The organism is Aeromonas sp. Y293-4 (assembly GCF_027705905.1).
Taxonomy (GTDB): domain Bacteria; phylum Pseudomonadota; class Gammaproteobacteria; order Enterobacterales; family Aeromonadaceae; genus Aeromonas; species Aeromonas veronii.
On record NZ_JAPDCI010000019.1, the window covers coordinates 40,121 to 62,882 of the forward strand.

General features: G+C 57.9%; 21 protein-coding genes and 1 pseudogene. 4 read left to right on the forward strand and 18 right to left on the reverse strand.

The window, feature by feature from the left end:
* Positions 1-4: 4 nt before the first annotated feature.
* From fliP to fliE, 12 genes are all read right to left on the reverse strand, one after another.
* A complete protein-coding gene (gene fliP / locus OKC31_RS18300) occupies positions 5-778 on the reverse strand; it encodes a flagellar type III secretion system pore protein FliP (RefSeq protein ID WP_005334729.1) in 774 nt (257 codons plus the stop codon).
* Positions 765-1,145 (reverse strand): flagellar biosynthetic protein FliO, encoded by a 381-nt coding sequence (gene fliO, locus OKC31_RS18305; protein ID WP_005362049.1) that lies wholly within the window; start codon positions 1,143-1,145, stop codon positions 765-767. The genes fliP and fliO overlap by 14 nt, the downstream gene beginning before the upstream one ends.
* Complete coding sequence (fliN, locus tag OKC31_RS18310; protein WP_005298791.1) at positions 1,142-1,534, reverse strand: flagellar motor switch protein FliN; 393 nt, start codon at positions 1,532-1,534, stop codon at positions 1,142-1,144. The genes fliO and fliN overlap by 4 nt, the downstream gene beginning before the upstream one ends.
* 49 nt (positions 1,535-1,583) lie before the next feature.
* Positions 1,584-2,654: a flagellar motor switch protein FliM gene (gene fliM / locus OKC31_RS18315; RefSeq protein ID WP_005334736.1), complete on the reverse strand. Its 1,071-nt coding sequence runs from the start codon at positions 2,652-2,654 to the stop codon at positions 1,584-1,586.
* A 7-nt stretch (positions 2,655-2,661) separates the two neighbouring features.
* A complete protein-coding gene (gene fliL / locus OKC31_RS18320; protein WP_042054463.1) occupies positions 2,662-3,177 on the reverse strand; it encodes a flagellar basal body-associated protein FliL in 516 nt (171 codons plus the stop codon).
* A gap of 57 nt (positions 3,178-3,234) precedes the next feature.
* Positions 3,235-5,163 (reverse strand): flagellar hook-length control protein FliK, encoded by a 1,929-nt coding sequence (locus OKC31_RS18325; protein ID WP_270657371.1) that lies wholly within the window; start codon positions 5,161-5,163, stop codon positions 3,235-3,237.
* A 67-nt stretch (positions 5,164-5,230) separates the two neighbouring features.
* Positions 5,231-5,671: a flagellar export protein FliJ gene (fliJ, locus tag OKC31_RS18330; RefSeq protein WP_270657372.1), complete on the reverse strand. Its 441-nt coding sequence runs from the start codon at positions 5,669-5,671 to the stop codon at positions 5,231-5,233.
* A gap of 27 nt (positions 5,672-5,698) precedes the next feature.
* Positions 5,699-7,030, reverse strand: a complete 1,332-nt coding sequence (gene fliI, locus OKC31_RS18335; RefSeq protein WP_005334747.1) for a flagellar protein export ATPase FliI — start codon at positions 7,028-7,030, stop codon at positions 5,699-5,701.
* 52 nt (positions 7,031-7,082) lie between these two features.
* Positions 7,083-7,907 (reverse strand): flagellar assembly protein FliH, encoded by an 825-nt coding sequence (gene fliH, locus OKC31_RS18340; protein WP_270657373.1) that lies wholly within the window; start codon positions 7,905-7,907, stop codon positions 7,083-7,085.
* Between the two features lie 68 nt (positions 7,908-7,975).
* Positions 7,976-9,037 (reverse strand): flagellar motor switch protein FliG, encoded by a 1,062-nt coding sequence (gene fliG, locus OKC31_RS18345; protein ID WP_005334749.1) that lies wholly within the window; start codon positions 9,035-9,037, stop codon positions 7,976-7,978.
* Positions 9,030-10,739 (reverse strand): flagellar basal-body MS-ring/collar protein FliF, encoded by a 1,710-nt coding sequence (fliF, locus tag OKC31_RS18350; RefSeq protein ID WP_005334750.1) that lies wholly within the window; start codon positions 10,737-10,739, stop codon positions 9,030-9,032. Before fliF ends, fliG begins: the two co-directional genes overlap by 8 nt.
* A 62-nt stretch (positions 10,740-10,801) precedes the next feature.
* Positions 10,802-11,119: a flagellar hook-basal body complex protein FliE gene (gene fliE, locus OKC31_RS18355; protein ID WP_005353687.1), complete on the reverse strand. Its 318-nt coding sequence runs from the start codon at positions 11,117-11,119 to the stop codon at positions 10,802-10,804.
* Between the two features lie 154 nt (positions 11,120-11,273).
* On the opposite strand from fliE, the gene OKC31_RS18360 reads away from it, so the two are divergent.
* Positions 11,274-12,185: an AraC family transcriptional regulator gene (locus OKC31_RS18360; RefSeq protein ID WP_270657374.1), complete on the forward strand. Its 912-nt coding sequence runs from the start codon at positions 11,274-11,276 to the stop codon at positions 12,183-12,185.
* Between the two features lie 66 nt (positions 12,186-12,251).
* Positions 12,252-14,003 carry an amidohydrolase gene (locus tag OKC31_RS18365; protein ID WP_270657375.1) on the forward strand — a complete coding sequence of 584 codons (1,752 nt, stop codon included), beginning with the start codon at positions 12,252-12,254 and terminating at the stop codon, positions 14,001-14,003.
* A gap of 91 nt (positions 14,004-14,094) precedes the next feature.
* On the opposite strand, the gene befA is transcribed toward OKC31_RS18365, so the two are convergent.
* The 3 genes from befA to OKC31_RS18380 form a co-directional block, all read right to left on the reverse strand.
* Positions 14,095-14,880, reverse strand: a complete 786-nt coding sequence (befA, locus tag OKC31_RS18370) for a beta cell expansion factor BefA (protein ID WP_103251217.1) — start codon at positions 14,878-14,880, stop codon at positions 14,095-14,097.
* Between the two features lie 213 nt (positions 14,881-15,093).
* Positions 15,094-16,533, reverse strand: coding sequence for a pyruvate kinase (gene pyk, locus OKC31_RS18375; RefSeq protein ID WP_005353698.1), 1,440 nt, complete (start codon positions 16,531-16,533; stop codon positions 15,094-15,096).
* A gap of 163 nt (positions 16,534-16,696) precedes the next feature.
* Entirely contained in the window at positions 16,697-17,551 is an 855-nt protein-coding gene (locus OKC31_RS18380; protein ID WP_005334759.1) for a MurR/RpiR family transcriptional regulator, read from the reverse strand.
* A 347-nt stretch (positions 17,552-17,898) separates the two neighbouring features.
* Here OKC31_RS18380 and glk point away from each other — a divergent pair.
* Together glk and OKC31_RS18390 are read left to right on the forward strand one after the other, a co-directional pair.
* Positions 17,899-18,870: pseudogene (glk, locus tag OKC31_RS18385) on the forward strand (glucokinase); the annotation flags it as partial.
* Between the two features lie 363 nt (positions 18,871-19,233).
* Positions 19,234-20,250, forward strand: coding sequence for a tyrosine-type recombinase/integrase (locus tag OKC31_RS18390; RefSeq protein WP_100653273.1), 1,017 nt, complete (start codon positions 19,234-19,236; stop codon positions 20,248-20,250).
* Positions 20,251-20,289: 39 nt separating this feature from the next.
* Here the strand turns inward: OKC31_RS18390 and OKC31_RS18395 are convergent, their stop codons facing one another.
* From OKC31_RS18395 to OKC31_RS18405, 3 genes are read right to left on the reverse strand one after another with little or no spacing between them, the layout of a single operon-like run.
* On the reverse strand, positions 20,290-20,817 hold the full coding sequence (locus OKC31_RS18395) for a phage N-6-adenine-methyltransferase (RefSeq protein WP_270657376.1): 528 nt from the start codon (positions 20,815-20,817) through the stop codon (positions 20,290-20,292).
* Positions 20,814-21,359: a Rha family transcriptional regulator gene (locus OKC31_RS18400; protein ID WP_268854968.1), complete on the reverse strand. Its 546-nt coding sequence runs from the start codon at positions 21,357-21,359 to the stop codon at positions 20,814-20,816. The genes OKC31_RS18395 and OKC31_RS18400 overlap by 4 nt, the downstream gene beginning before the upstream one ends.
* The gene (locus OKC31_RS18405; protein ID WP_270657377.1) at positions 21,352-22,170 is read right to left on the reverse strand and encodes a hypothetical protein; all 819 of its coding nucleotides are present in this window, start codon (positions 22,168-22,170) and stop codon (positions 21,352-21,354) included. The genes OKC31_RS18400 and OKC31_RS18405 overlap by 8 nt, the downstream gene beginning before the upstream one ends.
* Positions 22,171-22,762 lie beyond the last annotated feature (592 nt).

Here is a 22,762-nt window from a genome sequence, read left to right on the forward strand (position 1 = left end):
CCGGCTAACCGGCACCCAGTCCGAAACTGTTGGCCAATGACCCCAAAATGAGGTTCCAGCCATCCACCATCACGAACAGCATCAGCTTGAAAGGCAGCGAGACGATCATCGGCGAGAGCATCATCATCCCCATCGCCATCAGGATACTGGCCACCACCAGATCGATGACCAGGAACGGCAAAAACAGCATAAAACCAATCTGGAAGGCGGTTTTCAGCTCGCTGGTGACAAAGGCCGGGATCAACACTCGTAGCGGCACATCGGCCGGTTTCTCCACCTGCACGTTGGCGATCTCCATAAAGGTATTGAGATCCTTGATCCGGGTCTGGGCCAGCATGAACTGGTGGATGGGCAACTCGGCCCGCTCCAGCGCCTCCTTTGCCTGAATGGTTTCGGCCAGATAGGGCTGCAATGCCTCATCATTGATGCGATCCAGCACCGGCGACATGATGAAGAACGACATGAACAGGGCGATGCCGATCAACACCTGGTTGGAGGGACTCTGTTGCAGACCGATCGCCTGGCGCAAGATACCCAACACCACAATGATGCGGGTAAACGAGGTCATCATGATCACCATGGCCGGCAAGAAGGAGAGCGCGGTCATCAGCGCCAGCACTTGCAGGGTCAGGCTGTACTCCTGAGAGCCATCCCCCATGGTCTTGACGGTCACCGCCGACATGGCGTCCTGTGCCAGCGCAGGCCAGGAGCAAAACAGTGGTATCAGCAGGCTGACCAGCAGCCCCGTTTTCAGCCATAAGCCGTTAGCTTTTTTCATGCTTGCCCATCAATTTGCCAAGCTGCTGGGAAAACGCCTGCGGCTGGTTTTCATCCAGCGGCTCCTCCAGCCGGTAGAGAAAGTTGACCTGCTGCGGTGTTACGCCGACCAGCAGTTGCTGTTCGCCCACCTTGACCACCAGCAGCTTCTCTTTGTAACCCACCGGCAACGAGGCGATGACCCGCATCTGGCCGCCCCCCATGGCGGTCGCCAGCTTGCTCTTCTTGAGCAGAAAGCCCAGCACCAGAATGAGACCAATCACCATCAGACTGGAGAGCAACCAGGAGCTCAGACTAGGCACGTTGGCAGATGCCGCTGTCTCGGCAAAGGCCGGAACAGGCAGCAATAACAACAGGAGGCGCATCATTTGAGCTTCTTGATCCGTTCAATCTGGCTGATGACGTCGGTCAGGCGGATACCGAACTTGTCGTTCACCACCACCACCTCGCCGTGAGCGATCAGGGTACCGTTGACCAATACATCCAGCGGCTCGCCTGCAACACGATCCAGCTCCACCACCGAGCCCTGGTTCAGTTGCAACAGGTTGCGGATGCTGATCTGGCTGCGGCCCACCTCCATGGCGATAGTGACCGGAATATCGAGAATAGTGTCGAGCTTGCGACGCTCCTCGGCACTGATGGGGGCATCATCTTTCAACTCTTCCAGCGGGGCTGGCTTGGCTTCCGCCGTCACCTGCTCCTCCAGAGCCGCAGCCCAGGCATCAGCCATCAGATCCTCTTCCTCAGTTCCGCTCATCTTGTTTCCTTATGCTACTTCGTGACCGTTTACCGTAATAAACCGTCAATTATCGCTGTTGATCTTCGATACTGCGCTCGAGCTCTTCCAGCTCGGCCTCGCCATCAATTCGTACCCCGCCCCGGGTCACCAGATGCATCTCCGTCTTGACCCCTTCCGGACGTTTGAGCTTGTCGGTGATCTTGAGCGCCACATTATCCTTGGTGCGGCCCATCTTGGCGTGGAAAGTGGGCAAGTCCTCGACAAAAACCAGCAGATTTTCCGGCATATCGACCGGAATGATATCGCCGGGTCGCAGCTCCATCAGTTCACGCAGGGTGAGTTCGGTCTCCAGCAGCTTGGCCCGCAGCTCCACCTTGACGTCCATGATCTCGTCACGCAGCGCCTTGCTCCAACGTACGTCGGTATCCCCCTTGTCACTCTGCACACCGGCATCCAGCAGCTCGCGGATCGGCTCCAGCATGGAGTAGGGCATCGCCACGTGGAAGTCGCCGCCGCCACCATCGAGCTCGATGTGGAACGAGCTGACCACGATCACCTCGGTCGGGCTGACGATGTTGGCCATCGCCGGGTTCACTTCGGAGTCGAGATACTCGAACCCCACGTCCATCACCGGCGCCCAGGCATCCTTGTAATCCTCAAACACCAGTTTGAGCAGCATCTGGATAATGCGCCGTTCGGTCGGCGTGAACTCGCGCCCTTCAATCTTGGCGTGATAACGGCCATCGCCACCGAAAAAGTTCTCCACCAGAATGAAGACCAGTCGGGCCTCCATGGTGATGAGCGCCGTCCCCTTGAGCGGGCGGAACCGCACCATGTTGAGACTGGTCGGCACAAACAGGGTATGAACATACTCGCCAAACTTGAGCATCTGCACCCCGTTGATGGAGACCTCGGCGGTACGACGCATCATGTTGAACAGGCTGATCCGCATATGGCGGGCGAAACGTTCATTCACCAGCTCCAGCGTCGGCATGCGACCACGGACGATGCGGTCTTGGGAGGAGAAGTCAAACTGGGCTACGCCGGGGTCTCCAGCGCCGCCTATCTCTTCCTCTTCGACATCATCGACACCGTGCAAGAGGGCATCAATTTCGTCCTGACTTAACAGATCGCTCACGCTTCACCTACTGCATTACAAAGCCGGTAAACAGCACTTGTTCGATAACGGGGGAAGAGACCAGGTCCTTGAGCACCCGACGGCACTCTTCCAGTGAATCCTTGCGCAGCTTCTCCTTGCCTTCAAAGGTCATCAGCTGTTCGGCACTGGCTGCGCTGAATACCCGCAGCAAGGTGCCTTCAATCAGGGGGATATTCTGTTTGGCCAGCGTCTCGTCGGCGGTACCGCGCACCATCAGCTGGATCTTGATCTGCACCAGTCGATCTCGCTGGGCACCTGCGACGTTGAAGACAAAGGGGCGCGGCATACCGACATAGAGGGAAGGTTTAGGCGCTTCCTCCTTGGGTGCAGCCTCGGCACCTTCCGCCGCTTCAGCGGGCGGTTTATCGGAGCCGGAGAGCATCAGGAAGGCGCCAACACCACCACCGCCCAGCAAAATTACCGCCAGGGCAATGATAATGATCAGCTTCTTTTTCTTGCCCGCAGCCGGGTCTTTTAGCGTCAACTCGTTATCGTCAGCCATCCCTTGTCCACCCTAGTCTCAAACTTGTTCGATATCATAAACTTACTCGGGATTGCATCAAGCATAGAAATCAATTCCGGAACCGTTTGTCGATTCCACCAGCAAACTGGGGTTGGATGTGGTGAGTTCCCCTTCAACCAGCCCGTTACCGGACCGCGGCTGACCACTACTCTGGCCTTGCTGCCCCTGCCCGTTAAAGGTGGGCTGGCCCTGTTGCTGCTGTTGTTGCGACTGCTGCTGTACCTGCGTCTGACCAAGCTGGATCCCCTGCCCTGCCAGCATGTCACGCAGCCGGGGCATCGCCTGCTCCAGCATCTCGCGGGTCTGGCCATGTTGTACCACAAAATGGACGTTGGCCTGGCTGTCGGCGCCCATCTGGATCTGGATCTTCATCTTGCCAAGGCCGAGTGGGTCGAGCTGAATTTCCGCCTGTTGCAGTTTTTCGGCCAGCATCACATTGACCTTCTGGTGCAATTCGGCAGGTGCTTCCTGACTGGCCAGTTTCAAATGGGGTAAATTCTGCGGCTCACGGCGCAGCGTCGTCTCAGCGGCGGGCGCCCGGCTATCGGCTACCTGTGGCTGAGTCTGGCTGTTCTGGCCATGCTGAACGGTCTGGCTCGGGCTGCTCTCACTGTTAGATGTCGTCGCAACCAGGCTCTTCTCCGCCTCACCGGCCTTCGGTTTTACCTCAAGCGAAACCGCTTTTCGCACCTCGTCGGTGCCCGTCACTTCCATCTGTTTGATGCCGGCTGAAATGGTCGACAGCGGCGCTTGCGGCCCCTGAGATTCGGCCTGTGCCAACACCTGCTGCGGCGCCGCCATCACGGGGGCGGCAGCGCTATCGCTCTGAGTCGTCGCATTTGTCGTTACGCTGCTCTGGGCTGCGGCACTTTCTGCGGCACTTTGCGCCGTCATCACGTGCGCCGAACCTTGATTGGCGGCGGTGGCTGGCTGCTGGCTTCCCTCGGCAGCACTCTTTTCTGTCCCCTTGCCAGCTACCCCACTTCCATCCGCAGTTGCTGAAGTGGTTGCAGCGCCCGCCTCAGGCTGCTTGAGCCCCTCATTGAAGGCCTTGAGCGCGGCCCCCTGAGTCGCGGCTTGCGTCGCCTGCCCCTTGTTAGTCAAAGCATTGCTGGCGGCGAGATCGGATTTGCTGTCGCCAGCCTCTTTTGCAGCGAGTGACTCAGCGGATTTGGCAGTGCTTGCCGACTCATCGACCGGCAGCACCTTGGCCAGCTGGGCCATCCGCTCTGCCCCCGTGAGGGGCTTGGTGTGCTGGCCATCTGCTCCGAGGGTTTCTCCCTTGGCAGAGGCTTTCTCCCCGGACTGCCCATCCGCAGTAGTGGCGGCATCTTCACCTTCAGAGGAGAGAACGGCAGCAGAGGCATCGCCCTGCGCCACTACTCGCGCCGCTGAAGACGATACCGTGGTTTCTGGAGTCGAGTTGGCGGTCGTCGCCAGCGGCGACTGCGCCCCGGTCTGACCGGCAAGCTGGCTGGCAATTCTGGCAGCGGCAGGAGTCTGCTCGCCTTCATCAAGCGCAATCCCCTCCAGCTCACCCTCTTGCGGCAACGGATTGCCGTCTACCGCAGTGGCGCTCTGTTGGGCCGCCACCGCCAGCTGGGGAGTCACTAGCGAGGTATCGAGCTTGAGGGAGTCTTGCAGGCGCAGCAGAAAGTCGGTGGCAGGGACCTCCTCCACCTTGTTGTCGGCGTCAGGATCCTGCTCCTTGCTGGTCTCCTCTTTGGGAGAGGCGCTCTCGGTCGCCAAAGATTTGGCTGATCGGACATGGTTACCGCCCTGAGTGGCCTCGGCGGCGCCCTGTTCGCTGTTCCGGGCCTTGGCAATCAGGGTGGCGAAATCCCCCTTGCTGTCGCTGCCGGTTCCCCCATCGATACTTTTGCTCTCGACGGAACCGCTCAGAGGCGCTTTGTCCAACCCGTTGGCCGGAGCCGAAGGCGTTTGTGTCAACAGTGTCTGCATCATGATGGGATCCCTGAATTCTGGTGGCCCCCAAAGAGATGGCCGCCGACAATGTCCAGATCAGTGCAAGTTACAGGCCAGATTGATGAAAGCGTCGCAACATGGTGTACTCATCCAGCATCTTCTGCTCCTGACGCTGGGCTTTCTGCTGCTCACGGCTCGCCTGCTTCTCCAGCAACAGCTCTACCGCCTTGCGCCGCTGCTGGGCAGCCAGCCACTCTTCACGGCGCTGTTCCAGCGCCTGACGCACCTGCAACACCCCTTCGTACTGCTGGGTCGCAGCCTGTTCGAGCTTGTTGATAAAGGCGTGATACTGGGTGTTTTGCTGAGGTGAAATCCCCTGCAGGCCGCGATCGGTCCACTGCTGGTGATAGATCTGGCGGTACTGGTTGAGGGCATGTTGCTGATCCATGAACAGCTTGAGATCCTGCTGCGCCTTCACCAGCGCCAGCGCACACTGCTGCTCCGCCTCCACCAGCCGATCGGCCAACAATACCAACCCTTTACTCATCGTCGACCTCTCTGTTACCGACCATCATCAGCGCATCAATGGCATCGCCACCATCTGCAAGGCTTGCAGGCCATCATCGTAGTGAATGACCTCGCGCATCCCCTGCTGCAAGAACTGATCCAGATAGGGTTTTTGAATGATGGCGCGGTCAATACGCGGATCGGAACCCTGACTGTAGGCGCCGATGGTGATGAGATCCCGGTTCTGCTGATAGAGGGAGTAGAACTGCTTGAGGGTGCGCGCCAAATCCATATGTTCCGGCGAGGTCACCATGGGCATGACCCGGCTGATGGACTTCTCGATGTCGATAGCCGGATAGTGGCCCGCATCGGCCAGCTCGCGCGACAACACTATGTGGCCATCGAGGATCGCCCGCGCAGCATCGGCAATGGGATCTTGCAGGTCATCCCCCTCGGTCAGGACGGTGAAGAAGGCGGTTATGGAGCCCTGGCCGTCACTGCCGTTACCCGCCCGCTCCACCAGCGCCGGTAATTTGGCAAATACCGACGGTGGATAGCCCTTGGTCGCTGGCGGCTCGCCCACCGCCAGCGCGATTTCACGCTGGGCTTGGGCATAACGGGTCAGTGAATCCATCAAGAGCAGCACATTAAGCCCCTGATCGCGAAAATACTCGGCGATGGCCAGCGCCGTTTCACACCCCTTGAGCCGCATCAGCGGCGAGGCATCAGCGGGAGCCGCTACCACCACGGAGCGGGCTCGCCCCTCCTCTCCCAGAATGTCTTCGATAAACTCTTTCACTTCCCGGCCCCGTTCACCGATGAGGCCGACCACCACCACATCCGCCACCGAGCCGCGAGTCATCATGCCAAGCAGCACCGATTTACCGACACCGGAACCGGCAAACAGCCCCATCCGCTGGCCCTGCCCCACCGTCAGCACGGCGTTAATGGCGCGTACCCCCACGTCCATCGGTTGATGGATCGGGCGGCGAGAGAGCGGGTTGATGCGGTGCTGAGCAAACTGCACGGTCTGGGAGGAGAGAATGGGGCCGAGCCCATCGAGTGGCTGGCCGATGCCGTCGATGACTCGGCCTAGCAGGTTCATGCCGACCGGAATGCCGTGCTCTTCGGTGATGGGCACCACCCGGGCACCGGGGATCACCCCCTTGAGCTGCTCGCTCGGCATCAGATAGAGGCGATCGCCAGAAAAACCGACCACTTCAGCCTCCAGCGTCCCATCAAGGGTATCGATGCGGCAGAGGGCACCGATGGCGGCACGGCAGCCGATGGCTTCGAGGGTCAGCCCCACCACCCGGGTCAATTTACCGGCGACCGGCGGTTTGGGGGCGCTGTCGCGTACCTTGTACCCTTGCAACCGGTTCAGTAGCGAGCCGCTCATCTGGCCTCCTGAGAGCTAAAAAGTGCAGCCGGACAGCAACGTCCGGCATCGGTTATGGGCGTGAGTCCTGCGAAGCCGGTTTCTGCGACGCATTGTCCCGCAAGAAGTTGCGCAGCAACTGATCGATGCGCCCGGAGAGGGTCAAATCGATGCTGGATAGCTCGGTCGCCAATTGCAGATCGCCGGGGGAGAGGGTGGGATCGCTCTGCAATCGCCAGTGGCGCTTGGCGCACTCTTCGGCGCCAAATGCCTGTTCGATTCGCGCTATATCGTCGGGATGCAACATCAGAGTCACCCCCTGTTCGGCGGCAGGCAGCAAGGCCAGCCCCTCTTTAAGCGCCTCCAGCAAAATGCGGGGGGAGGTCTCCGCTTCGTGACGAATGAGCGCGCGGGCCAGTTGCATCACCAGCGAGACCAGCTGCTGCTCCACCGCCTGATCCAGCTCGTTAAGCGGATTGGCAAGGCGGGCGGCGAGCCCCTGCCAGTGGGCGATCTCCTGCTCCACCAGCTCGCGGCCCATGGCCAGTCCCTCCTCGCGCCCCTGTTCGAGACCGGCAGAGTGGCCCTGTTGCAATCCTTCCAGCTTGCCCTCTTCCATTCCCTTGGCATAACCGGACTCGCGCCCCTCTGCCATCCCCTCTTCCCAGGCGGCCTGACGGATCGCTTCAAGCTCTTCGGCGGTGATGCTGGGGGTCGGCTCCTGTTCGGGCTCCGGCTCCATCACCTCCTCTTCCTGCTGATACCAGTCAGGGGCCAGGCCGAGGGCATTGGTAGGCGCCCCCGCCTCTACCTCGACCTCCATCTCGGGCCAGCCCCAGGTCTCAACCCGGGCATCATCACCCTCGGGGCGCACATAACCACGCAGTTTGTTGTTCATGCTTTGCGCGGCTCCTCACCACTGCCTGATGCGGGCTTGGCATCGCAATTCTGTTTATGGGCCATGGCTTAGAGGAACTCCTCGCCGCCACCGGCACCCAGCATGATTTCGCCAGCATCCGCCAGACGACGGGCGATGGAGAGGATCTCTTTCTGGGCCGCTTCCACTTCGGAGACCCGGATCGGCCCCATGGCCTCCAGATCGTCCGCCAGCATTTCGGCCGCCCGTTTGGACATGTTCTTGAAGATCTTCTCGCGCATCTGATCGTCGGAGCCCTTGAGGGCGCGTTGCAGCAGATCCCCAGGCACTTCCCGCAGCATGGTCTGGATGCCACGATCGTCCACATCGATGAGGTTCTCGAATACGAACATCAAATCCTGGATCTGCTGGCTCATCTCTTCGTCCGACTCGCGGATGGAGTCCATCAGCTGGCCTTCGATATTGGTATCCAGATAGTTCATGATGTTGGCGGCAGCCTTCAGGCCGCCCATCTTGGCTGCCTGGGCACCGGCCGCACCGGCGAACTGTTTCTCCATGATGTCGTTCAACTCTTGCAGTGCCGCCGGTTGTACCTCTTCGAGGTTGGCGATACGCATCACCAGATCGAGGCGCACCTGCTCCGGGAACTGGCTCAGGATCTCGGCGGACTGTTCAGGCTCCAGATAGGAGAGCACGATAGTCTGGATCTGCGGGTGTTCGTTCTGGATGATGCTGGCCACCTGACGGGCATCCATCCACTTGAGCGAATCGAGGCCACGGGCGCCGGAACCGAGAATGATCTGGTCCACCAGATTGCTCGCCTTGTCCTCGCCAAGGGCCGCCACCAACGCCTTGCGCACGAAGTCTTCGCTGCCGATACCGATGTTGGTGTACTTCTGGATATCGTCGATGAATTGACGGTGCACCGCCGCCACCCGATCGTGACTGAAGTCGGACATGGAGGCCATCGACATACCGAGCCGCTGCACCTGCTTGGGCTCGAGATGACGGAAGATCTGGGCGGCATCCTCTTCATTGAGGCTCAGCATCAGCACCGCAGCCATCTCCATCCCCGACATCTGGTCGAGGATCTGGCGCTGACTGTCGGTGATGTCATTGCCGGTGACTTGACTCTTCTTTTCTTCAGGCATCTTTGTTCGTTACCCATTCTTTAATGACCTGAGCGGCCAGATCCGGCTCGTTCGCCACCAGCGCACGTACCGCCTTGAGCAAGTCTTCGTCACGGTGCAGATCCGGCAGTTTCAGCTGGCCATCGCGTACACCAAATACCTGATCGTTCTCGACTTGTGCTGACAGCAGACTCAACTCGTCGTCGCCACCCAGTACGGTGTGGTTGTCGAAATCCACTTCCCCTTCCGGTTTGGCATCCGGATAGAGCAGTCGCTTGAGCATGGGGCGAACCACGGTGACGATCAAGACGATGATCACCAGTACCGAGGCGGCAATCCGCACCGCACGCCAGAACCAGGGCTGATCGTAGAGCGGCACTTCGGCCACGGTATCCAGCTCTGGGCGATTGAACGGAATCGCGACCACCTCAAGGGTATCACCACGGGTCACATCAAAGCCAAGGCCACCGCTCAGCAAACGACGCAATGTATCGAGTTCTGCCTGGGTGCGCGCCTCACGAGTCACGGCCCCGTCGGCACCGGGCACCGCTTTGTAATCCACGGCAACCGAGACGGTCATGCGGCGAATGCCACCCATCTGGCGACGGGTATGGCTGACGGTGGTATCCAGCTCGAAGTTGCGGGTTGCCTCTTTGCGGGAACGGCCAGAAGCGGCAGCGCTGGCACCATCACCACCGGTCGCCTCCTCGGGAATATTGGAGGCGGCAGGGGGTTGGTTGGAGAGGGCGCCGGGCACACCACCGTTGCTGCCGCTGGCGCTGTTCTCTTCCATGGTCATTTCGGAGCGCACAGCAGGCAGATCCGGGTTGTAAGTCTTGCGGGTCTGCTCCTGCTGGGAGAAGTCGAGGGAGAGATCCACTTCCGCCGTATAGTTGTCGGCCCCCAGCACCGGGATCAGGATGGCGTCAATTTTTTGTTTGTACTCCAGCTCCTGCTTTTGCTGCATGGCAAACTCTTTGCGAGTCTGGGCCGAGATTGGGTCTTGCGAGCCGGAGTTGAGCAGGCGGCCATTCTGGTCGGTGACGGTGACGCGGGTCGGCTCGAGACCGTGCACGGCAGAGGCAACCATATCGACGATGGAGTCCACCTCCCCCTGCCCCAGCGCCGCCCCTTTCAGGTTGAGCACCACGGTGGCACTGGGTTTGCGTTCGTTGCGGGCAAACACGTTGTCTTTCGGGATAGCCAGCAGCACCTGGGCCTTGGCCACATTCTGGAACTGTTCGATGGCGCTCGCCAGCTGGCGCTCGCGGCTCAGCTTCAGACGTTCGCTCTCCATCCGCTGGCTGACGCCGAAACTGGAATCTTTCAGCAGGATATCTTCACCACCGATGTTGCTATCGGTGGCATTGGCAAGACCGGCACGGGTCAGGGCCAGCTGGATAGTGGGGTAGCTTTCGGCGTTGACCAGCACGCTCTTGCCATCCACCTCATAGGGAATTTTCTGCTGATCGAGGAAGTCGAGAGTCTTCACCAGCTCCTGGGTGGTGTAGGTGCCGAGGGGACGCATATCCGGCTCCTTGCCCCACAGCAGGATAAACACCGCAATGGCCAGACAAATGGCAAGCCCCAGGATCAGGGTGATTTGCCGCAGCACATCGGTGTTGGACAGGAACCCCAGCGCCGAACTCTTCTGCTCATTTTCATCGAGGGCGGCGGTGCCCTCATCGTTTATCAGCAGATCGCCGTTTTGGTCAGTAGCCACGATTTATGTCCTTATTGCTGACATGTTCATGATGTTCAGTCGTCATGGTTTATTGGCGTCGCTTATACCGGCATGTTCATGATGGTCTTGTAGGCATCGACCATCTTGTTGCGCACCTGTACCGTGGCTTCAAAGGCGATGGACGATTTTTGGCCCGCGATCATCACCTCGGCCAGATCCACCGACTTGTCACCCATATCGAAACGGGTACGCAGATCATTGGCGGCGCCTTGCAGTTCGTTGACGTTGCCAAGCGCCTGTTGCAGCAGCAGACCAAAGTCGGAGGTTACCTGACGACCGGGTTGTGCCAGCGGCGTTGCGCCTGCTTCGATCTTGAGCGCCTGCATCTCTTGCATCAGGCTGCTTGCACTAATTTCCATTTTCCATCCCCAGACAAATCATTGACGCTGGCATGCAACAAGCAATTAGAGTGCCAATGCGTTAAAAACGCGACGAGGATGAGTGGCCAGACCAGGCCGGACGGGTTCGACAACGGCAGGTGGCTCTGATTAAATCCGACTCTGACGCCCACTTTTGCTGGCTGGCAAGGAGTCCGCTCTGGATTATCGCAAACCCGTGTTCAAGGCGATGGACTACATCAGCCACCATCTGGATGACAATCCGGGCCTGGATGAGGTCGCAGCGGCGGCGGCCATCTCCACCTTCCACTTCCACCGTATTTTCAAGACGATGGTCGGCGAGACCATTGCCGGATTTACCCGGCGCCTGCGTATGGAGCGCGCTGCCCGTCGCTTGCTCGCCTCCCCCCAGAGCGATATCACCACCCTCGCACTGGCCGCCGGGTTCTCCAGCTCCCAGAATTTCGCCAAGGCCTTTCGCCTGCACTTCGCCATGAGCCCCTCGGAATACCGCCTGCAGCAGGGGGGAAACTGGAAAAGCAAGATTGGAAACGATCCCCTTCCCTTTGACACCTATGATGGCTTGGTCATGCACCCGGTCACCGAACACCCGGGTCTGTTGCAGGGGGCAAGCGTCAGGCTGATGCCCGCCCGGCGCGTTGCGTACATGCGCCGCCTGGGCCCCTATGGCAAGGAGACCTGTGAGCAAGCTCATCGGGATTTGCTCGCGCTGTTCGCCTCAGACGAGGCGATGACACCGGCGGGTACCCTGAGTCTCTATTGGGATATCCCCGATATCACCGATGAGACCCGTTGCCGTACTGACGTCTGCATCGAGCTGGGGCCAGAGATCCACGCTGGGCGCCAGTTAACCACCCAGACCATCGCCGCGGGCCCCTATGCGGTATGTCAGTTTATCGCTCGCGGCGATCAACTGGTTGCCTGCTGGGAGACGGCGTTTCGCTGGGTAGTGGGTCAAGGGCTGAACTGCGACGATCGTCCGTGTTACGAGCAATACCACGCAGGCACGGACTCCGACCGGGATCATTACGTGTTTGATATCTGTATCCCGCTGATCAACCGATAAGCCGATACCTCATTTCCATTTACCCACTTCGGTGCCTTCGGGCACCGAAGCGACGGAGTCATGCCCATGAATATCAAAACGCTGTTTCTAGCCAGCCTGCTGGTAACGCTTCCCGCTGCCGCCAATGCCCAGTCACAGAGCCAGACGCTGATCTTTGGCGGCACCATCTACAGTGGTGATCCGGCGAACCTTCACCCGGAAGCGGTCGGCATTGAAGGTAAAAAGATAGTGGCAGTCGGCAGCTATCAGGAGGTCAGTGCCCGCCTCGGCAACCATGCCAAGCGTCTTGATCTGAAAGGAAAGTACTTGATGCCAGGGCTCATCGACAGCCATGTTCATGCGGCATTTGCCGGTTTTCAGGGGATGACGGTTAACTTTCCTGACGCCATGAGTGAGGTTGAGCAGGTGCAGCAATTTCTGACCCGCAGCAAGGATGATCCCCGCCTGACACTGGGCGATGTAGAGCTATACAGCAATGTCTCCCTCGACTACTGGCATCAGCTTCCCCTGCTCGATCAGGTGTTCAATGGCCCGCAATACCGGCAGATCCCGGTAGTGCTTGCCGGTTCGGATGCCCACACCGGTTGGGCCAATCAGGCCATGCTGCGCAAGGCTGGCATTGATGCCGACACCCTTGCCGGTCGTTATGCTCCGCTGAAAGGTAATTTTGGCCTCACCCCATCCGGCAAGCTCAATGGCTTTGCCTCGGAAGGCGGCTGGGATGCCATCCTCAAGGCGCTGCCCCCCGTCAGCGACGAGACGATTGCCAGTGCCATCATAGCCGCCGCCAAACAACTCAATCAGGTGGGTATTACCGCCTGGATGGACCCTATCAGCAACATTCGCCCCCTCGCCCCCATCTTCAACGCCGAGCCGGATCGCCGGGATACCGGCCTGCTGCCGGCGTACAGCATGCTTTCCCGGGAAGGCAAGCTGACCGGACATGTATCCGCACTGGCACTGGTGGGGATACATGCCTCACCCACCATCATCGATGACGTATTGGCGCTGCAACAGCAGTTTCAAGATGCCCCGGACGTTAAACTGGTGGGGATCAAGATCCTTCAAGATGGTGTCATCGAGTATCCATCCCAGACCGCCAAGTTGAGCGAGCCCTACCTCAACCGTCCCGGTTACAGCGGCAAGGACGATCTGGACAAACAGCGTTTCAACGAGCTGATCCGCACCGCGGATGCCCATCAACTTATCGCTCACTTTCATGCCATCGGCGATCGGGCCGTCCGTGAATCCCTCGATGCCATCGCCTATGCCCGGGCCCACAATCGGGATCACCGCTTGCTGCACAGCATCACCCATCTGGAGGTGGTGAGCCCGGCCAGCATTGCCCGTTTCAAACCGCTCAATGTGGCCGCATCGATGCAACTGTTGTGGGCCGGTAAAAACGTGGCGACCACACTGCTGCTTGAAGGAAAAGTGCCCCCGGCACTGCTAGCCCGCCTCTATCCGGCAGGCAGCTTGCTGCAAAGCGGCGCCATTATCGCCGGTGCCAGTGACTGGCCGGTCTCCAGCCCCAACCCTTTCCTCGCCATGTATACCGCGATCACTCGTCAAGGGGAGCTTGGCTTGCTGCCCCCCGCCAGCGAGCAGATCAGCCGTCAGGCCATCTTGCAGGCCTATACCCTCAACGCCGCCAAGGTAATTGGACGGGAGAAAGAGATTGGCTCCATCAGCGCGGGCAAGAGTGCTGACCTGATCTTGCTGGATCGCAATCTGGAACAGGTAGCAAGCGAAGAGCTCAAAGAGACCAAGGTGATCTGGACCATGTTCAAGGGCAAGCAGGTCTATTCAGCCCACTGACACCGAGAGAACAAACAGGCCCGCACTGCGGGCCTGTTGGCAAGATCACGACAAGCGCATGGCGTGCAGTGAGCAACCGATAACGGCGGTATTAGCGGCTCGTTTCAGTCAAGTCCTTGTCAATCCAGTACTTGGAGCCGGAGATATTGGCATCGAGCAGCAAGCCCTTCTCACCAATCTGGTAGATGGCCATGCCGCCATTGTATTTGGCGGTAAGCTCGGCGCTCTCCTTGCCGGCCACCACGCCCACTTCGGAGGTAGCTTCCCACCCCTTGGTCACGAAGGCATCGAATCTGGCCTTGTCTTCAAACAGGATCACCTGCTGATAGAACTTGCCGCCAATCCCGGCCGCCAGACCCGCCCCAAACATCTTCATATAGGTGTGCTTGCCGGTTTTGCGATTGACCGCCACCCCGGCCCCCTGATTGGTATGCAGCATCAGGGAGAACTTGCGCGAATCGAACACTGCATAGCCATAAGCCTTGTCAAACAACAACTTGGCTGATGGCTGCTCGTTGAACAACCGGATCAGCGCAGTGTCGGCCATGGTATTGAGCGCGATCCTCGCCTCTTTCGCCGTCTTGGGGTTGAGCATCTCGTTGAGCTCCTTGTCGGCCGCCTTCAGCCACTCCTTACCGGTCGCGATGCTCTTGTCGGTCCAGACACCGGCGGTATTGAACGCCTCTTCACCCCATGCAGAGATGGAAGCCCAGCTCTTCTTGGAGAAATCGCTGACATCCTGCCACACCTCCTTGCTGGTCTCGCTCACTGCCGCTCCCAGATCGGACGCTGCGGCCTTGAGCTTGGCCCAGTCGGCATAACAGGGTGAGAAGGCCAGACTCAGTGACAGGGCCAGCAACCAGTTACGTTTGTTCATTTTTTCACTCCCGTATTGTCGAGTGTCTGGGTTATCTGGTGCGATCATCTACAACAGGCTACCCGCTGAAAATCACTCACGCATTATCGGAAGGGGAATCCGGTTAAGCAATCATTGAGTCCTGCTTATCCCGCCACAGCCCGACAGCAGTTAACAAAAAGGCTGCTCATCAAAGAGGAGCAGCCTTGTTAAGCACAGTAAAACCGGACGGGCTTATTCGACCATCATCACCTTGCAGGTGTTGGTACTACCCACGGTTTCCATCTTGTCACCGTGAGTCAGCAGCACCATGTCACCGCTTTGCAACAGCCCCTTATCCTTGAGCACGGCCAGCGCGTCGCGGCACACTTCGTAGACCGGTTTGGTCTCGTCACCGTCAAACATCACCGGAGTGACGCCACGGTAGAGATTGGTCCAGGCCAGGGTCTTGTTGTGGGGAGACATGGCGAAGATCGGCAGACCGGAGCTGATACGGGACATCAGCAGCGGCGTGGTGCCGGACTCGGTCAGTGCCACGATCGCCTTGACCCCTTCCAGGTGGTTGGCCGCATACATGGTGGACATGGCTACAGCTTCTTCAACGGAAGTGAAGGTGTAGCTCATGCGGTGGTTGGAGACGTTCAGGCTCGGGTGCTTTTCGGCACCGACACAGACGCTTGCCATGGAGGTCACTGTCTCGATGGGGAACTGACCGGCGGCAGTCTCGGCGGAGAGCATCACCGCATCGGTACCATCCAGCACGGCGTTGGCCACGTCCATAACTTCTGCACGAGTCGGCAGCGGCGCATTGATCATCGACTCCATCATCTGGGTAGCGGTGATCACGACGCGATTCAAACGACGGGAGTGGCGGATCAACTTCTTCTGTACGCCAACCAGCTCGGGGTCACCGATCTCGACACCCAGATCGCCACGAGCGACCATCACAGCATCGGAACCGAGGATGATGTCTTCCATCGCCTCATCGGTGGCGACGGTTTCGGCGCGCTCAACCTTGGCCACGATCTTGGCATTGGAACCGGCTTCGCGGGCCAGTTCGCGGGCGTAGCGCAGATCGTCGCCACAGCGCGGGAAGGAGACAGCCAGATAGTCCACATTCATGCGGGCCGCGGTCTTGATGTCTTCCTTGTCTTTCTCGGTCAGGGCCGGAGCGGAGAGACCGCCCCCTTTCTTGTTGATGCCCTTGTTGTTGGAGAGCGGCCCGGCCACGGTCACCGTGGTGTGAATGCGGGTGCCTTCAACCTGCTCGACCTTCAGCTGCACACGACCATCGTCCAGCAGCAGGATGTCGCCCTGCACCACATCGTCTGGCAGGCTCTTGTAGTCAATACCGACCTGCTCCTGACAACCTTCACCCTTGCCGAGTGCAGCGTCGAGAATGAACTTGTCACCGATGGCCAGATAGATTTTGCCATCCTTGAAAGTGGAAACACGGATTTTCGGGCCTTGCAGATCACCCATGATGGCGACGTGACGACCGAGCTTGGCAGCAATGTCACGCACCTGATTGGCGCGCAGGATATGGTCTTCAGCAGTGCCGTGAGAGAAGTTCATCCGCACCATGTCGGCCCCGGCGCGGATGATCCCTTCAAGGATCCCTTCGCGGTCGGTAGCCGGACCGAGTGTGGTTACAATCTTTGTACGTCTAGGCATGAAAGACTCCAATATGAAGTTGATATGACTTGAGATTCTGCCCCATCAAGCCCATGGCTCGATGCACCCGTTTGCAAACCATCTGGGTGGTTTTTGTTATTAAATTACAATACTACACCAAGGCGGGTGGCATAGACAGTCGGGGGCCGGAGCCCCCGACGGTTCAGGAAGAGTGCGGGGTTTCGAAGCGGGATTCGCGCAATCCCTCTTTTACTTTCTTCAGATTTTCGCGAAATTTCATCCCCCGGCGCAGGGTAAAACCGGTCGCCAGCACATCCACCAGCGCCAGCTGGGCGATGCGGGATGCCATCGGCATATAGACATCGGTATCTTCCGGCACATCCATGGAGAGCACCAGATTGCACTCGCGGGCCAGAGGGGAGTCCTTGGCGGTCATGCCGATCACGGTGGCGTCGTTCTCGCGGGCCAGCGCGGCGATTTCGACCAACGCCTTGGTGCGGCCGGTGTGGGAGATCAGCACCACCACATCCCCTTCGCTGCTGTTGATGCAGCTCATGCGCATCATGACGATATCGTCAAAGCTCACTACCGGAATGTTGAAGCGAAAGAATTTGTTCTGGGCATCGCGGGCAACGGCGGAGGAGGCGCCAAGGCCGAAGAAGCTGATCTTCTTGGACTGGGTCAGGATATCGACGCAGCGGTTGATGGCAGAGATATCCAGGCTGTTTTTGGCGGCATCCAGACAGGCCATGGTGGATTCGAAAATCTTGGCGGTGTAGGTATCGGGCCCATCTTCCGCTTCCACATGACGATTTACGTAAGGGGTGCCATTGGCCAGGCTCTGGGCCAGATGGAGTTTGAAATCAGGAAAGCCCTTGGTATCGAGACGGCGGCAAAAGCGGTTGACGGTCGGTTCACTGACGTCGGCCATCTTGGCCAGAGCAGCGATGCTGGAGTGGATGGCGGTCTGGGGAGACGCCAGGATCACCTCGGCAACCTTGCGTTCTGATTTACTGAAACTTTCCAAGTTGTTCGTAATTTTATCAAGGGTATTCATCATCACCACCAGGCGTTTTTGTAATTTAGCTTCAGTGTCTTTGCACTCAATCTACGGCTAAGCAAGTTTCCATTCAAGCTAAGGACTATACAAGACAAGCGGTTATGGCAACTAACGCCTGCCATACAAAGTATGACTCATCTCTAATTATTTCGTACTTTTCGTTACAAAACGTCACCTAGCCATGAAAGCGCTTACAAATGTTGCAAAGCAACAACACTGTGAGCAGGCGCACGTTTGTATCGATCCGACGGGTGAGCAAGCCTGAGCTCGGATAGAATGGGCCGTCATAATCCAACAATAATCTCGGGACACCAGAGTCGTCCCCATCCTGTAACGAAGGAGTTGTTATGCAGCATACCCATGCGCTGGTCGGCGATGTCGGCGGCACCAATGCGCGTCTGGCCCTGTGTGAGCTGGCTACCGGTACTATCTCTCAGGCAAAGACCTACTCAGGTCTGGCCCATCCCAGCCTTGAAGCCGTGGTACGCCTCTATCTGGAAGAACACAAGGTTCAGGTGGCTGAAGCCTGCATCGCCATCGCCTGCCCCATCAACGGTGACTGGGTTGCCATGACCAACCACAGCTGGGAGTTCTCCATCAGCGAGATGCAGAGCAATCTCGGGCTGGCACGCCTGCAAGTGATCAACGACTTTACTGCGGTCTCGATGGCTGTGCCGGTATTGGCTGAATCGGATCGCATCCAGCTTGGCGGCGCCGCGCCGGTAGCGGGCAAACCCATCGCCATCTATGGTGCGGGCACCGGCCTTGGGGTCGCCCATCTGGTCAAGGCGGGTGAGCAGTGGCTGAGCCTGCCGGGTGAAGGTGGTCATGTGGATTTTGCTGCCAACACCGAAGAGGAAGATGCGGTGCTGCAGGTGATGCGAGGCGAATTGGGCCATGTCTCGGCAGAGCGTTTCCTCTCCGGCCCGGGCCTGGTCAATCTCTATCGCGGGCTGGTGAAATCCGATGGCCGTGAGCCAGAACCGTTTGCCCCCAAAGACATTACCGAGCGCGCACTGGCCGGGGAGTGCCTCGATTGCCGTCGCACCCTGAGCCTGTTCTGCGTGCTGATGGGCCGCTTTGCCGGCAATCTGGCCCTCAATATGGGTACCTTTGGCGGCGTCTATATCGCAGGTGGCATAGTGCCGCGCTTCCAGGAGTTCTTTACCGGTTCCGGTTTCCGGGTCGCCTTTGAAGACAAGGGGCGCTTCAAGTCCTACCTCAAGGAGATCCCGGTGTTTCTGATCACCCATGAAGGGCCGGGGCTGCTCGGTGCGGGCGCTTACTTGCGCCAGTCGATGGGGATCACTATCTGATTGAAGAGGGGAACGAGGCGGGATCATCCATGGTTCAGCCTCGATTCAGTGTGAATGGCATAAAGTAGCCGCACGTAACCAAGAGTGTTGTGCTTCACAAGGAGTGGAAAGCGACTCTCATCCGCTGGATACGTTTGTCACCTGACAAGCCTGAACTGTTTCAACCGGCCTTTTGGCCGGTTTTTTTTGCTTCAAAAGCAGTCACTTGTAACTTCGCTAACCCACCCTCATGACCACATGTGACCAATTTCATGGTCACAGCAACCTAAATGTTGTCTCGGTATCACCCTTTATGTACATTAAAACAGTCACCCGAATGATTTGATTTGCTTTTCGGGTTATTGATGAACAAGGAGAGACATCATGGCAAGTTTCGACACACTGAAAAGTGGAACGATCAGAGTTCGTATTTTGGTGAAAAACGGTTCAAAATCAGAGAGATTACAGAAGACATTCCCTTCCATGGAGGAAGCAAGAGTGTGGGCCGATAAGGTTGAGTCAAGGAACGCAGTTGTTTGTAACGTGCCAGAGTCAGTGACTGTTGATGACCTGCACAAAGCACACCTACTAAGAGCTGTTGGGCCATCGACTATCGAGCGCGAAGAGGGTCACTATAAGCACCTCAAGCCAACATTCGGTAAGAGCATCCCAGAGCGACTGACCCAAAGCGATGTGGATAAATACATAGAGAAGGCATTGAAGACACGACACTGGAATACGATCCGCCGTGAGGTAATCTACCTCAAGTCGTTGCTCAAACGAGTGGAGTCTAACCCGCTTGCCAACCTCAAGGTAAAGGGCGAAATCACTTCGGTGAAGCGCCCTATTACCGCCTCGGATTACAAGGCGCTACTAGAAGCCACAAGGGAAAAGAACCGCTGGATAATTCGGCTCTTGATGGAGAGCGGCTGGCGGCGAGCAGAGATCTGGAGTTTGCGTCCCTGCGATGTGCGGCTGGAGGATAACATTGCAGACTTCCCCGATGCGAAAACACATGACGAACGAATGAGAACCTTTACCGATGATTGCCGACTCTTGCTGGAGCAAGTCATCAAAGAGCATTTGGAGAGTGGTCGTAAGGATACCGAGCGACTCTGCCGATTTAGTCGCCCTAATGGCATCAGTGTCATGTTCATTAGATCCCGCGAGAAGGCAGGACTTGGAGATCATGTCCACCCTCACAACTTCCGGCACGGCTTTATCACCAGGGCTCAGAACTTTTTCGGCCTAACCGTCTCGGATGTAATGATGTTCACGGGCCACCGAGATAAAAAGACCGTCATGCGCTACACACAACCGATGGTGGAGGTAGCGAGAGCCAAGATGAAGGGAGTCCGGCGAACCGAGGTTGGCCAAGTGAAAGAAGAAAATTGGGATTGACCATGCCAACAAAAAGCCCCTCGATTGAGGGGCTTTCTATTAGAACGAAGAGACGGCCTTCATCGGTAGCAATGGATCGTCATTGCAAGCCATGAGGGCGTCCCGCTCCACGTAGCTCGTCTGCATAGCGCCCCGACCTAAGGGGTGCCACACCAAGAACATGCTGCCCTTGTTGTTGCCTCGCGCCGGTTCGCCGGTCTCGGGGTGCAGGAAGGACAAGCGCCCGCCTGTTACAACCACCACCTCCTGACAAGTCGCCTTCGCTTTCTTGAACCAGCCGGTTGATTGGTCGAGCATGACCAGCATGACCGTCCCGATGCCTTCCGCTCTGGCCTCGTTCGCTGCGTCCACCCATGGGCCAATGTTGCTGTACGGCGGATTGCACCACGGATATTCCCCAAGCATAGCGAACCACGTCCACGGCGTAGCCAAGGCGTTGTGGCGCTCGTCTATGAAGATGGGCAACTGGGTGTTGATGACACTGGCCGCAACGTCCACAACCAACGGATAGCGGGCCGCCATGTACTGGAACACCGGTCTCGGTGTGCGGTAGTGGTCGCGGTTCATTGCGCCCCCAATGTTAACGAGAGGCTATGTTGCGCCTCCCCTCGGAGTTGGAACTCTTCGAGAGCCAAGGTGCGCTTATCAACCCTGCGCTTTGCCAACCCGCGCCCGTGGAAACTCCCCTCGTTTGCCGAGTCCATTGCGCGGAGAGTGTGATCGTTGATGCGCCGATTCAACTCGTCACGCTTGCGGATCATGGTTTCCATCCAGTCGAAGGCGTTGATGAACGCCTCTTTGAATGCGCCCGCTTTGGCTCCTGTAAAGCCCATGATAAGGAACACACAGCCGTTGCGAGTAATCAGGTACTGAGGTTGTATGTCGCCATTTTTATCAATGAAATCAGTCGGCTCAAAATTGCGACGACTAAAAACTTCACTGCATGGGAGCTGACGAATGGCTCGCAGCACGTTCTTGTGGCTCTTTCCAAAGATGTCCGCAATGATGCGAGAGTTGGTCACGACCTGATCGCCTTTGACCGAAACCAATGCGCGGAACACGCCCTCGTCCAGTTGGTCTTCCACGGTATTCGCTGTGACTTCAAACATGGTGAATCCCTTCAAGATGTAAGAGAGCCAAGTAGAGAATGCGCCAGTGCTTGAGGCGCATCACGACTAGGCTGTCGTCTGTTGTCATTCGGTTGCGCCGGTTGATGACCACCGGCACTTCCGGCCCTCTGCTTCTGGCCAAGCTGCGCTCTGCTTGCGCCATCGCCTCCAAGAAGTTGAGGCGCTCCACGCGCTTGGCCTCGACATGAAGAAGGGGCGTCCCCACTAGGTCAGCCCCTCCGGTCATGCGCTCGTTCACACCACCACCACCCGATAACGGCATCATCAGGTGACAGGCCCAAGAGAGTGTTGATGCTGCCATACGACAGACCTTCCTCGATGCACTCCCGAAAACGGGCGTCCAGTTCATCCGTCCATTGGAAGGTGAAGGACGGGCGGTAGAACAGGTGCTTCTGGGTGACAAGGCGCTTCCAGTGCTCAATGCTGGGATCTCCTGCAATGAGGCCACCGGCACGGACACGACCGGCATCATCATCCCAAGCGGGTGATGTGGCAGGATGGGGAGTCTTGCTTGGGCCAAGTTGGTGAAGAACTCATAACGCAAACTCGGGCCTTGATTGGAGACGAGAATGCAATGCTTGAGGGTCACACCACTGAGACCATGCGCGTGGCTCAAGATAGCCAAGTCGAGGTGAATGACCTCTTCGTTGGGCTCAACGTAGTAGATGAAGATGTCCACGCAGCCATCTTCGTTGACGCCCGCGTAGGTGAATGGATGCCGCTCGGCCAACTGGGTGAGCGTGACATCGAAGTACCCCTCAAGGGCACTGCGGGCCTGCTGTTTCAACATAACGATCCTTGTTAGTTATCCCGTTGCTTCATCGACCTCGCACACCTGTCGCAGATGAATTGCCACTTCGGGCGCTTCACGCACTTCTTGCAGAACAGGCATGGACGAGTCCAATAGTTGACCTTGAGAGGGGCGACAAACTTCGCGCCGTCAAACTCTCTGATGCCTTCGCGCACCAAGATCCTTTTGAGGGTGTCAACACACACACCTACTCGCTCGGCCTGTACTGGTAAGCTCTCTGGCGGTAACGAACGGAGCCACTCAAGTTGCTCGTTCGTCAGTTTGGTTTTTTTCGGCATAGTTCCCTCTCACACCAAGGCATAAAAAACATACCACACACTCACCCCGTTGCAATCTCAAAGAACATAAACGGGCTAGTGCATTTTTATACAGCATAGCCAAAGGTCTAAAGGGTGTGATGGACACAACAAATCAAACAATCATCTTTGTCTTTTGGTCAAAAAAATGCTACCCTCAATTCACTTCTTGGATCTCCTGAAAACCTCCGACTCCCTTACTTCACCGCTGGCGCGGTTCCGTAAGGTCGTGACTAAACTTCACTAAGTCAGGCAGGCGTTCTAAGGAGTCTTGG